Annotated in this window: 11 protein-coding genes; 7 read left to right on the top strand and 4 right to left on the bottom strand. The window is 58.3% G+C overall.

The window, feature by feature from the left end:
* The first annotated feature begins 55 nt into the window (after positions 1–55).
* The 6 genes from PKO02S_RS21300 to PKO02S_RS21275 all read left to right on the top strand — a co-directional run bounded on the left by PKO02S_RS21300 (position 56) and on the right by PKO02S_RS21275 (position 9025).
* On the top strand, positions 56–1327 hold the full coding sequence (locus tag PKO02S_RS21300) for a DegT/DnrJ/EryC1/StrS family aminotransferase (protein ID WP_127585932.1): 1272 nt from the start codon (positions 56–58) through the stop codon (positions 1325–1327).
* The gene (locus PKO02S_RS21295) at positions 1303–2514 is read left to right on the top strand and encodes an N-acetylglucosamine-6-phosphate deacetylase (RefSeq protein WP_127585930.1); all 1212 of its coding nucleotides are present in this window, start codon (positions 1303–1305) and stop codon (positions 2512–2514) included. The genes PKO02S_RS21300 and PKO02S_RS21295 overlap by 25 nt, the downstream gene beginning before the upstream one ends.
* Positions 2474–3388 carry a Gfo/Idh/MocA family protein gene (locus PKO02S_RS21290; RefSeq protein ID WP_127585928.1) on the top strand — a complete coding sequence of 305 codons (915 nt, stop codon included), beginning with the start codon at positions 2474–2476 and terminating at the stop codon, positions 3386–3388. The genes PKO02S_RS21295 and PKO02S_RS21290 overlap by 41 nt, the downstream gene beginning before the upstream one ends.
* A gap of 30 nt (positions 3389–3418) precedes the next feature.
* Complete coding sequence (locus tag PKO02S_RS21285; protein WP_127585926.1) at positions 3419–5515, top strand: hypothetical protein; 2097 nt, start codon at positions 3419–3421, stop codon at positions 5513–5515.
* A gap of 149 nt (positions 5516–5664) precedes the next feature.
* Entirely contained in the window at positions 5665–7065 is a 1401-nt protein-coding gene (locus PKO02S_RS21280) for an extracellular solute-binding protein (protein ID WP_127585924.1), read from the top strand.
* A 193-nt stretch (positions 7066–7258) separates the two neighbouring features.
* Positions 7259–9025, top strand: coding sequence for a polysaccharide deacetylase family protein (locus PKO02S_RS21275; RefSeq protein WP_127585922.1), 1767 nt, complete (start codon positions 7259–7261; stop codon positions 9023–9025).
* 57 nt (positions 9026–9082) lie between these two features.
* Here the strand turns inward: PKO02S_RS21275 and fur are convergent, their stop codons facing one another.
* The 4 genes from fur to PKO02S_RS21255 form a co-directional block, all read right to left on the bottom strand.
* The gene (gene fur / locus PKO02S_RS21270; protein WP_127585920.1) at positions 9083–9562 is read right to left on the bottom strand and encodes a ferric iron uptake transcriptional regulator; all 480 of its coding nucleotides are present in this window, start codon (positions 9560–9562) and stop codon (positions 9083–9085) included.
* A 63-nt stretch (positions 9563–9625) separates the two neighbouring features.
* Positions 9626–10267, bottom strand: a complete 642-nt coding sequence (spoIIM, locus tag PKO02S_RS21265; protein WP_127585918.1) for a stage II sporulation protein M — start codon at positions 10265–10267, stop codon at positions 9626–9628.
* A 115-nt stretch (positions 10268–10382) separates the two neighbouring features.
* Positions 10383–11621, bottom strand: a complete 1239-nt coding sequence (locus tag PKO02S_RS21260; RefSeq protein ID WP_127585916.1) for an endonuclease Q family protein — start codon at positions 11619–11621, stop codon at positions 10383–10385.
* 4 nt (positions 11622–11625) lie between these two features.
* Positions 11626–12174, bottom strand: a complete 549-nt coding sequence (locus PKO02S_RS21255) for an NUDIX domain-containing protein (protein WP_127585914.1) — start codon at positions 12172–12174, stop codon at positions 11626–11628.
* A gap of 127 nt (positions 12175–12301) precedes the next feature.
* On the opposite strand from PKO02S_RS21255, the gene mciZ reads away from it, so the two are divergent.
* The coding region (gene mciZ / locus PKO02S_RS21250) for a Z-ring formation inhibitor MciZ (RefSeq protein ID WP_127585912.1) at positions 12302–12582 on the top strand (281 nt) is incomplete at its 3' end.

Raw genomic sequence — 12582 nt, 5'->3', positions numbered from 1 at the left:
ACGAAGACAGACAGCACCCAGCAACCACTATCGCTACTTTATTGGAGGTCCATTTATGTCCATTCTAGCTATTCACGGCGGTACTCCCGCCAGGAAACAGCCGCTCCCCCCCAATTATCCTGGCGCCATGCTTTTCGGAGAGGAGGAGCGGGCCGCCAGCGAGCGGATTATTCAAGCCCAATCCCCCTTTCGTTATTACGGGGCGAATCCTCAGCATACCGTTCTGCAGCTGGAGAATGCGATGCGCGACAAGCTGGGAGTTCCCTACGCGCTGGGCGTTACATCCGGCACGGCTGCGCTGATCGTCGCCTTGCGCGCCGTTGGCGTAGGGGCGGGAGACAAGGTTATCGTCCCCGCCAACACCTTCCTGGCGACGGCGACGGCCGTCATTTGCTGCAACGCGGTGCCCGTATTCGCCGATATCGATCGCTCCCTCAACATCGACCCCTTGGCGTTGGAGGCGGCGATGGACGAGGAAGTAAAGGCGATTATCGCGGTGCCGATTCTGGGGACCCCCTGTGATATGGATCCCATTATGGCTTTTGGCCGCAAACACGGAATTGCCGTTATCGAGGATGTCGCTCAATCGTGCGGGGTCGTTTACCGGGGCCGTTATCAAGGGACGATTGGCGACGCAGGCGCCTTCAGCTTCCAGATGAACAAGGTGATTACCGCCGGCGAGGGAGGCGCAGTCGTTATGAAGCGTGCCGATTATTTCGAGCGTGCGGTTCGTTACCACGATCAAGGCAGCCTTCGCGAGAGAACCCGATACGGCTTCGACTCCCCTGACGAACTCGGTGCATTTGCCGGTCAAAATTACAGGATGAGCGAGCTTACCGGTTCGGTCATGCTGGAGCAGTGGAGCAAGCTGGATACGATCACCCAGTCGATGCGAAAGCATCACAAGCAGATTCGAGCCGCCTTGTCCTCCCGCCACGAGGGGCTGGAATTCCGCTACTCCCCCGACGAATCGGGCGACCTTGGCTCCAACTTGGGCCTGATTCTGCCCGATGCCGCCGAAGCTGAACGGTTCTCATACGCCCTGCAGGCCGAGAATATCAACAGCTTTGTTTTGTACGGCGGCCAACCCGTATACAAGCAACCGCAAATTTGGCATCAGCGTACTATCGAACGCGACAATTTCCCGTTCAGCTATCCGTTCAAGAAGCCGGTCGTTTACCGGGACGGACTATGCCCGACGGCGGAAAACCTGATCCCGCGTACCGTGTTCGTCCCGATCAGTCCGCTCCTAACAGACGAGGACGCCGATGAAATCGCCGCCGGCATCGGGAAGGTGGCCGAATGGCTGAGCGTACGGAGCGGTTGACCGCTTGGCATTACGAGAGCTCGGCCCCCGTATCGGTTGCCATCGAGAACGGCAGGCTCACGGCCATAGAGGAGCTGGACCCCCGGGATCATGCCTGCTCTTCCGAGGAGAGGCTATACATCGGTCCCGGCTTCGTGGATATCCAGATCAACGGGTTCGCAGGGCGTGATTTTACAACCCCTCCGGTATCCGAGCGGTTGTTCTCCGAAGTGAGCCGATTGCTCTGGAGAGAAGGGGTAACGTCCTACTACCCAACCATTGTGACCCATGAGCCGGAATCGATCGCTCATTCCCTTAGCGTGATCGCCAGCTGTTGCCGTCAAGACCCCGATGCAGAGCGAGCGATACAGGGCATCCAACTGGAAGGCCCGTTCCTCTCTCCGGAGGACGGACCGAGAGGCGTTCATGGGAAAGCCTTCATCCGTCCGCCGGATTGGGAGCTGTTCTGCGCCTGGCAGGAAGCGGCGGAGGGGCGGATCAAGCTGCTGACGCTGTCGCCGGAATGGCCCGAGAGCGACAAGTTCATTCGGAGCTGCGTTCTCTCGGGGGTGAAGGTCGCGATCGGGCATACCGCTGCGACACCGAAGCAAATCCGCCGCGCTGCGGATGCCGGCGCACAGCTGTCCACCCACCTGGGCAACGGCTCCCATCTTATGCTGCCGCGCCACCCGAACTACATTTGGGAGCAGTTAGCCGAAGACCGGCTCTGGGCCAGCGTCATTGCCGACGGGCATCATCTGCCGGAATCGGTGTTGAACGTGATGATGAAGGTCAAAGAGGAACGGCTGCTTGTGACGACGGACGCTTCATTCGTCAGCGGGCTTCCTCCCGGCGAATATGAAACCGATGCCGGCGGACGGGTACGCTTGACGCCGGAGGGCCGGCTGCATCTGGCCGCCAACCCGGCCTTCCTCGCCGGCTCGGCGCAAATGCAGCCGGCCGTCATCCGGCACTTGGTCCGTACCGGACTGTCCAGCCTCGGCAAAGCCTGGAACATGTGCTCGGTGACGCCCGCCGCATTCATTGGAATCGATGCGAAACACGGTCTGACCGTCGGCGCCCCGGCCGATCTCGTCTTGTTTCGCAAGCGAGCAGACTGTTCTCTGCATATAGTCAACACCTATAAGGAAGGGGCACTTGTATATCATGACCGCGACTCCCTTGCGAATTGGCATGATTGGCCTTGACACGTCCCACTGCACGACGTTCGCTTCGATGCTGAACGACCCTGCGCATCGTTGCCACGTGCCGGGCGGCACGGTGACGGTCGCCTATGCGGGCGGGTCGCCGGACTTCGACTTGAGCTGGTCTCGCGTGCCGGGCATTGCGGCCGAGCTTCAAGACCGCTTCGGCATCCGGTTGCTGGATACCCCGGAGGAAGTAGCCGCCTCCTGCGACGCCATCCTGCTGACCGCGGTAGACGGCCGCTCCCACCGGGAGCTGATTGCCGCCATCGCCCCCTACGGCAAACCGGTCTATGTCGACAAACCGTTCGCCCTGCAAGCCGAAGACGCCCTGGAAATGATCCGGTTGTCCGAGCAATACGGCATGCCGATGTTTACTTGTTCGGCCGTTCGGTACGGGCCTCCGCTTCGGCTCGTCCTGGACAACGAGCCGTCGGGAGGCTGGTTCGGCGCCGACATCAGCGGGCCCATGTCGCTTGAGCCGACTCAGAACGGGTTGTTCTGGTACGGCATTCATACCGTCGAGGTGTTATTTGCCGTCATGGGGCCCGGATGCAAGCAAGTATCGGCTGTCTCGACCGAGCAGCACGAGTGGGTCACGGGCCTATGGGAAGACGGCCGCATCGGAACCGTACGCGGGAACCGCGCCGGCTGCCCCAAGTTCCACGCCTTGCTCCACCGCCCTGAAGGAGCTGTGTCCGTGGATATACTCGGACAGCAGTCTTCCGAAGCGTATCAGCAGTTACTCATAGACTTCTTGCATATGGCCGAAGGCGGAGCCGCTCCCGTCCTCCTCTCGCTTTCCCTGGAAATCGTGCGTTTTCTGGAGTCGGCCAACGCCAGCCGTCAAAATGCCGGGCAATGGATCCCGCTCTAACCATCCAATAGGATAAAAGGAGATATCGTAATGAGGAAAATTCGATTGCTCAAAAAAGGGCTCGCGATCGCCGCCGCCCTCTGCATTTGGTCCTCTTCCGCTCTGCCCGCTCTTGCATCCGGCAATCCGTGGTACGACAAGTATGTCGCTTTCGAAACCGGCGGCTCCACCCTCAATCCGGATACTTCTTATAGCTTGGACTCCGGGGTGCTCGCCTTCCAGGAAAGCTATATGCTGCGCAGCTTCCTGTCTCTGTATCAGTCTTCGCTGGATACGGGCTGGCTGGACAAGTTCGTCACGCGTGCGAACCGGGTCAAATCCAATGCACAAGATTTGTACGGAGACGGTTATCTCGGCTGGGAATCGAAATGGTATTCGCCCAACTTGGCGACCAACGGCACATTTGCCAGCGCCGCCTCGGGCGACGCTACCCTGCCCGCTGGCTGGACTCGCTCTCAGTCCACTTCAACAACGGCCTATCGCTCGGCAACAAGCGGCGATTACAAGCCCTCTACCGCCGTATGCGGCGGAGATACCCAGGGCTTCGTGCTCAAGACAAACGCCGTTTCCTGGCAAAAGCTCTATCAGCCCTTGGGCACTTATGAACCCGGGAAAAAGTATAACGTCCGCTTCGACGCGAAAACGAACGGCTCGGCCGCCAAGGGACGCGCTTATGTAGTGGACGCCTCCAACAGCAACGCCATATTGGGCAGCGTCGTATTCGACAATACCGCATGGGCGCCGGTGGAATTCGATTTCGTCACGCCCGGCTCGGCCGGACATACTTTGCAGCTCTGGCTCGCCCATAACGATTACACCGTTGCGGGGGGCATCGCCTATTTCGACAATGTCGCGGTTTCGGCCTACTACCCTTATATCCTTCACGACGGCATTATCGGAACGGTCATGGCGGAATTTATCCGGCTCGTCTATGACGACTCGACCAATCTTTCTTCCTATACAACAACGGCCAATGCCTACAAAACGTTTATAGAGAACGAGCTCGTGGCCAAATGGGAGGATTCGGGCTCCTACGTCGGCAACACATGGGTGAACGTCTCCTCCACAGAAGGCTACTACAGGGAGCCGACCACACGCGACACTTTCTCGACGGCTACGGTGTTGAACCCGCTTCCCTACAATCAATTCCTGGTCATGGCCGAGCTCCAGGCGATTATGTACGGACTGAACGGCAATTCCAGCTACTTGACCAAAGCGCAAAAAATGGGAACCTTTTTCAAAAACGATCTAGCCACAGTCTCTACAGGAGCCGGAACCGCCTACTCTTGGGGATACCTGTCCTTCGACGCCAAAAAAGAGGATATCTCGCATGCCAATCTCGATCTGAGCGTGGCAATAGAGCTATACCAGGCGGGGCAAGTGTTCAACGCTACCGACATGGAGCGCTTCTCCCGCACGCTGACGGAGTTGGTCTGGAACCAGTCGACATCGAGCCCGCTTCTGCATAATTACGTAGACGGCTCGCAGGGCTCCGCTTGCCAGGACTTTATGTGGACGTATGATATGCCGGGCTGGATGGAGCTGGCCCAATTCGACAAAACGGTCTGGGAGATCGGAGCCGGTCTATACGCTCCCCTCACCCCTAGCCGCAAACTGGAGGCGCTCGTCATTGCCAAGCTGATGGAATGGGATCCCGCCAAGCTGGCCAATCGAGGATTTGAATGGCCCTCCAAGAACGATGCTACATTACCGGTCCGCTGGAATCGTTCGCAAGCCACATCCGCCACCGCCTATCTGGACAGCTCCAATAAGCGTGCCGGCAAATATGGACTGACGCTTGTCTCGAACGGGACGTCCTGGCAGAAGGCGTATCAGAACTGGAGCGGGTACATGGCTTCTACCAGCTATGTGCTCACCTTCGACGCCAAGACGGACGGCAGCGCGGCTGGAGGGAAAGTATGGATCGTGGACGCGACGAGCGGTACGACGCTTCAAAGCTACAATTTCTCGAATACGTCCTGGCAAACGCACTCCGTGTCGTTCACCTCGCCTGCCAACGCGTCGAATCAGGTGAGCATCTATGTGGGGCACAACGACTTCTCCGTGAACGGCGGCAAAGCTCATTTCGATAATGTCGCGATCAAGCGGCCCGGCGATGCTTGGTAAATGGAATGCACGAGCTCGCATGTTCCGCTCGGCAGCTATTGCTATTCGTACAAGCATGGATTACCATAATAATAACAAGTTGAGTTCCAGATAATGCCTCCTTATCGCCGTTCGGTAGGAGAGGTCTATCGACGTAGGAGGTTCTGCAGTTGTCCAACGAAATCAGCAGAATGACTTTTCGCGAGAGGTACGCGGCGATGCTGACGCATCTGCGGTCGCAAATCATTTCCGGCGAATGGGTGCCCGGCGAATATATTCCCCCTGAGCGGGTACTGATCGATCGCTATCAATTGAGCAAGCCTTCGGTGCGCAAAGTGTTGGCTACTCTGGCCGACGAAGGGCTGATTCATACGCTCAAGGGGAAGGGCAGCGTCGTGAGGGAAGTGGAGAATCAGTGCACCGTCTTGCAGTTGTTCTGGCTGATGCCATCGGTGGAATACCCGGTTATCTCAGAAGTGGTCGAACGGTTCAATAAAGTCCACAAGCATGTAAAAGTCGAAATTACGCAGGTGTCGCGAAGCGTGATTAATTCCACCTCCGCAGATGGGCTGTTTGTCGGCCGAGTAAAGCCTGACTTAATCGGTATCGGGGACAACTACTTCCTCTATATGCAGAGTCTTGGCCTGCAATCGTTTCTTCAGCCGATCCGGCATGCGCTGCCCGGCGACATTTACGGAAAATTGGCATCTGCTTATAAAGCTGGGGAGGAGTGGTACGCCGCACCGATCACCTTCTCCCCCGTCGTACTGGCTTATAACAAAAGCTTGTTCCGTAGAAAAGGACTTGCGGAGCCGAACAGCTCTTGGAACTGGGACGAATTGCTCGAAGCCGCCAAGTCGCTGACCGAACGGACCGACCAGTCGACCGACCGCTTCGGCTTCGGCTTCGCCACCGGGTTGAATCGTTGGCCGCTGTTCGTCCTCCAGAACGGGGGGAGCTTCGGCCGGGAGGAGCACGGCAAGCCTGACACACGGACGACGGAAGCGCTCCAGTTTACGGTGGACCTTATGTACAAGCATCAGGTTTCTCCGATTTATTCCACCGGCCTGGCCGCGCTCGGAGACGAGATGTTCTTAAGGGAAAAAGTAGCGATGGTGTTGACCTCCTATATGTTTACCGAACGCTTCAAGGATGTCGATTTCGATTGGGAGATCGCGAAGTTCCCGGGGGTCAGCAAGGAAGCCGCTTACGGCCTCGCCTCCGGAATCGGCATTAGCTCGTCCTGTACGGTTCCGGAAGCCGCCTATACGTTTATCGACTACGTGTTGTCCGATTCGATGCAAGCGTTCATCAAGCTGAACAGCTGCTCCATTCCGGCCAGAAGCACGATCGCAGCCTCCCGCAAAAACGACCATAGTCCCGTGCTTGGCTCGGCCTATTATTTGTTCGAGGAGCTTACGCCGCATATGAAGCTGCTCAGCGACCTGGGGATGAGCTACGAGGAGCTGGCGGCCCTCGACCAAGAGCTGGCGCTAATGTGGGCTCATGTGGAGCCTGTCGAGAATGTGTATGCCAAGCTGCAGGCGTTTCATAAGACAGTTTCGCCTTGACGAATAGAGACGAATGCATTTCGCGCTCATGCCCGCATGAGCGTTTTTGTTTGCCCGGCTCGCCCCATGCCCCGCGTAAGTGATGGATTGACAAACGAACTTGGCGATTTTATGATGTTATTATCTTATCATTTACTTATAATCATTATGTTATCACTAGAGAGAAACATTTTACAGGGAAGAGGGAGATTGTATGATTCATGTCATTTGGGACGAACACAAGGCTTTCCAGGCGTGGGAGCAAGGAAGTCCACACTACGGCCATTATTTTATGGAGCTTCTGCATCAGTTAGGCTTCTCACATACTGTCTACAGCACGGAGTCCTGGCTCCGCCGCCTTCCTCCGGGACTGACGATCGTCCTGACACTGGACAATGGAACGCAGGCAATTGCAGCCATCCGAGCGTATTGCGAAGCTGGGAACGGCATCTTGACTATAGGCGACACTTTCGGTCTGGACGCCGTTCTCGGCGTCGTCTCCTTGTCCAAGGTGCAAGAAGGCCGTATCGACTGGGGCGACGCCCCGGTTGCCGAAGGCTTGCACAGCTCCTTCCGCTTCTTCGGGGGGAGGCTTGTCGAGCCGCGCGATTGTCCCACCGTCTATGGGGAGCTTCTGCTTCCGCATGCAACCGGCAGCTCCTATCCCGCCTACACGCTCCGGCCTGTTCAATCCGGCTTGGCGGCCTGCTTGTGCGTAGATCTTCCAAGAACATTCATCCTTCTGCAGCAGGGGCTTCCGGTTTGGAAAGACGGCTTGCCTTCCCCAGACGGCTCAGCGCTGATCAACGATCACGTCTTGAAGACGGACGATGCCTGCCTGCTCGACTGGACCCAGGATCGAGGCTGCGCGGACGGCGAGGAGACGCCTTTTTTCCTGCACCCGATCTTGGATGAGTTCCGAATCGTACTCGGGCATCTGCTCTACTCCTGCCATGAACGGCTTCGCCTGCCGCTGGCGCAGGTCTGGTTCTGGCCGGGCGGGCTCCCCGGTATCGGCCATATTTCGCACGATACCGACGGCAATTTCCCGACCGCCGCTCAGCTGATGCTGGATAGTTTGGCCGAGGCCAAGGTCCGATCCACATGGTGCATTATTGCGCCGGGCTACGATCGCACGATCATGTCCCGGATCGAGAGTGAAGGCCATGAACCCGCCTTCCATTACAATGCGCTGGAATCGCAAGGCGGCTGCTGGGAGGAAGCGGAATTCGTCGCCCAGTTGGACACGATCAGACAAACCATCGCAATTCCCGATCCGATCCTTACGAACAAAAACCATTTTTTGCGCTGGGAAGGGTACTCGGAATTTTACGAATGGTGCGAACGCGCCGGCATCCGGGTCGAGCAATCCAGAGGCGGGACGAAACAAGGCAACAAAGGCTTCCTATGCGGCACCTGTCACCCGTTCCGACCGGTCGCCGAAGGAGGCGCCGGGCGAAACCGCCTGTTCCCGCTCTACAGCATGCTTACTCTGGCCTGGGACCCGCCTTTCCCTCTCCGCTGCACGATGAACGAAGCCCGATCGATCCTGAAACGTTCGCGCGAGGTGTATGGAGTGGCCCATTTCCTGTTCCACCCTACGCTGATTGAACGAAGCCCCGAAGTGAAGCCGGCGCTGCTCGAGCTTGTCGACTACGGGCGCAGCCAAGGGTTGGACTGGTGGACCAGCCGTCAAATCCAGGAATGGCTCGATGCCCGCAGAGGCGTATCGGTCCGCCCGGAAACCGGGAAGCTTGTCCTGACCAGCGATGGCGCGCTCGCATCCGTCACCCTGTTGCTGAATGCTCCTGTTGCGGAGCTTCCAACCGTAGGTTCCGTTCGTCAAGTCCGCCGATTCGGTCATACGCTAGTGGAGCTCACGCTCGATCTGCCCGCAGGCGATACCGAGATTTCGCTGCAGGCGCTGAACGCCGCTGCTCCGGCTAACGATAACGATCATGTGCCTGTTTCCCCCGTCTAATGCACAAGAAGCCCTGGCTGCCAGTTGGCATGCCGGGCTTCTTGCTTGATGGGCTGCTTATTCGGTTCCACCGTTGGATTCGCCGGCCTCGCGAGCGGCTTTCTCATTGCAGCGATAACAAATCCCTTGAAAGTCGAGCCGATGGTCGTGCACCTTGAAATTGTATTCCCGTGCCAATCGCTCTTCAAGCGAAGTCAGCCAATCCTCCATAATCTCATCGACCGCCCCGCATTTGACGCAGATCAGATGGTGATGGTGGTGATGCGTTCCCTCGTTCCGCAGGTCGTAGCGCGCTACCCCGTCGCCGAAATTCATCTTCTCCACGACATGCAGCTCGCTCAGCAGTTCAAGCGTCCGATACACCGTGGCCAGGCCGATCTCCGGCGCCTTGTCCTTGACGAGCATGAACACGTCTTCCGCACTCAAGTGGTCTTCCTCATTCTCAAGCAAGACGCGAACGGTTGCTTCGCGCTGGGGTGTCAGCTTGTAGCCCTGCGACTGGAGCTGTTGCTTGATCTTGTCGATTCGTGCTTCCATACTCTTCCCCCCTAGAGCATTGTCGCCGTAGTTGCGCATGCTTACATTATAGGAGGATTTGGCCTATTCCGCAAGAGCGGTCAGCATCGGAGTCACCCACTGCATAAGCGACGGGGACAAATACGCCTCGAATAGCGAGACTCCGAACAGAAGCACGATCATACTGAGCGTAACCGAGGAAAAGCGCACGAAGGGCGGATACAGCGCTCCTTTTTTTTGCAAAAATCGATTTTTGATCAAGTAGAGCGAAAACGAAACGGCCGATACGCTGCAAATCATAAGCGCCGGAATAATGATCATATTCTGAGGCGCCACCGAAACGAGCGCGAACAGCATCCCTTTCCACGACATTTCGCCCACCAGGACGCCGACGGAAAACCCGAGCAGCACCCCTTTCAGAAAATCAAGCAAAAAGATAAACGGCAGCCCGATGATCGACAGCCCCAGCAGCCAGATAAGCAGCAGCCATTTCAAGTGTATGAGAAACGTGGCTTGCAGCGAGGCTTTGCCCCCGATTTCCGCACCCTGATCGATCATCTGCACGAAGCTGCCCAAATGGCGGCCCAGCTCCTCCTTCTGCTCCGCCGACAAGGCGTTCACCATCAAAGCGCCGAATACGATGCCCATAACCAGCAGAACCGCAACGAACACATACAGCGACAAATGCTCCCTCAAGTCCGACCGCATCCGATTGTTCCAGCTCATCGTTCGGTTCCTCCTCCTGCATCAGACGATACTTGTCCGACTCTCTTCGACCAAGTATATGAATCTAGCGGAGAAACTATGACGCAGAAGATGAAGAATCGAATTGGTGCAACATTTAGCGGGACGACGTCGCGACTTTGCCGTACCGTCCGCCGCCGCCGGCATCGATAGCCAGCTCGCCCCGTCGCGCCTGCATGATGTAGCCGGCCGTCTCCTCGCCTATTGTTGTGACCAGCTCTGCGGGCTCCGCCTTATGCAGCACATGCATTTCCGTGCCGAAGCGGTCCAGCAGAGCGGCGAGCTTCTTCGGCCCCAGGCCCGGGATAAATTCCAGCGGCACTTGATAGTGATAGGGCGGCCTGTTGACGGCTAGTACAGGCGGCGCCTCCAAGCGGTCGGCGATGTCCACGATGCGGTCCATGACGCCTCGCACGAACTTGGCGTGTCCGCACAGAGGGCAGCGTTCGCCTTGCGGATGGCCGGCGCCGAGCACGGTTTCGCATGACGCGCAATAGGTGCGGTGATACTTGCCGAGATGCGGGTTGAGCCCATAATTGGCGTCGATCCCGCGTCCGTCGCGACCTGCGAGTGCATGCGCGAGCTCTGTGAACGTCGGCTGCCGCATGGTGAGCCGGTTGTACTCGCGGCCGATCTTCGGCAGCGAGTGGGCGTCGGAATTCGTGACGAACGGAATCCCGTCCAGCTCCGACAAGCAGCCGGCCATCTCCGTGTCCGCGCTTAGCCCCAGCTCGACGGCGGCGATGTGCTGGAGGTCGAGCAGCTGCTCCATACGCGGTGCCGCGCTCCCGTACACGCTTTTGTACGGGGTGAAAATATGCGCCGGGATAAGCAGCCCGCCGCGATCGATTACTTCACGCTGCAGCTCGCGTGCGGTCACATACAGCCGCTGCGAGCTCAGCTCAACGTTTTTCATCGCGCGGGACATCCAGCGGGTAAAGTGCTGCATCTCGCCGAGCGTCGGGAGGTAGGCCAGCAGATGGGCGGCGCCGCAGCCCGGATCCTTCACCTCGATCTCGCTGCCGAGCAGCACGGTCGTGTTGCGGTAGCGGATGCCGCCTCCTTCGAACTCCTCCATCTCGCCTCGGTGCAAGTAATCCATAATTTCGTCCTGCACTACTGGCGAATGGCAGTCGATGATGCCGACGATGTCGATGCCTTTGCGCTCCGATGCTTCGCGGGCGATGTTGTAGAACGTCAAGTCTTTGCTGCCGCTGATCTTGACCGGGCTGCCCTTCTCGGTCCGGCCGATATGGATGTGCAGGTCGACGTAGTAGGTAGGCAGATGCGACCGTTCGTGCCCGGTTTCGACGTGAAGCGTGGTTGTCTGCCTCATCGGGCTAGATCCGGCCGGTCAACTGGTACACTTGCCAAGCATACACGGCGGCGATCGTCTTGGCGTCGCGGATGCGGCCTTCCGCGATATACGCCTGCGCCTGCTCCAGCGTAAGGAACTCCAGGTCCAGGAACTCGTCCTCGTCCGGACGCGCCTCTCCAGCCTGGAGGTCCTCGGCGAGGAACAAGTGGAGAATTTCATCGGCGAAGCCGGGCGACGTGTAGAACGAGCAGATCGGGCGGACCCGGCGGGATGTGAACCCGGTCTCCTCCACGAGCTCGCGCTCCGCCGCCGTTTGCAGCTCTTCGCCCGCATCCAGCTTGCCCGCCGGAATTTCGACGAGGCTGCGCTCGAGCGGCTTGCGGAATTGCTCGACTACGATCATTTTGTCTTCGTATAGCGCCAGTACGGCGACGGCTCCCGGATGCTTGACGATTTCGCGCGTAGCGACGTTGCCGTTCGGCAGCTCCACGGTGTCGACTTGCAGGGAAATGATTTTACCCTTGAAAATCGGGTCGGTCTTTATCGTTTTCTCTTCGAATTTGTTGTTCATCGATCAGGTTCGCTCCTCGGTAAGGGAATGTCTCGCTATATGGACGCGGACAGACCGGTATAACTTGTCCCATCCGCACATACATGTCATTATAGCAAACTTTTCGGATAGGTGAGGGGGAATCGGGATGAAGTCGTATGTGACGCCAGACCAGCTTCGCGTGGTGGGCAAAGGGTGGGAAGTCCGCCGTTATTTGAACCGGCTGTTGCGGGAGAGCGGTGCTGGAGGCGGTGAGGGTGGCGGGGCAGGCCGCGCGGGGGGCGTAAGCAAGGGCGAGCGAGGTGCAGGTACGGGCGACGGGGCGGGCCGCGCGGGGGGCGTAAGCGAGGGCGAGCGAGATACAGGTACGGGCGACGGGGCGGGCCGCGCGGGGGGAGTAAGCGAGGGCGAGCGAGGTGCAGGTACGGG

The organism is Paenibacillus koleovorans NBRC 103111 (assembly GCF_004000845.1).
Taxonomy (GTDB): domain Bacteria; phylum Bacillota; class Bacilli; order Paenibacillales; family NBRC-103111; genus Paenibacillus_AA; species Paenibacillus_AA koleovorans.
This window is presented reverse-complemented; position numbering and strand designations above follow the sequence as displayed.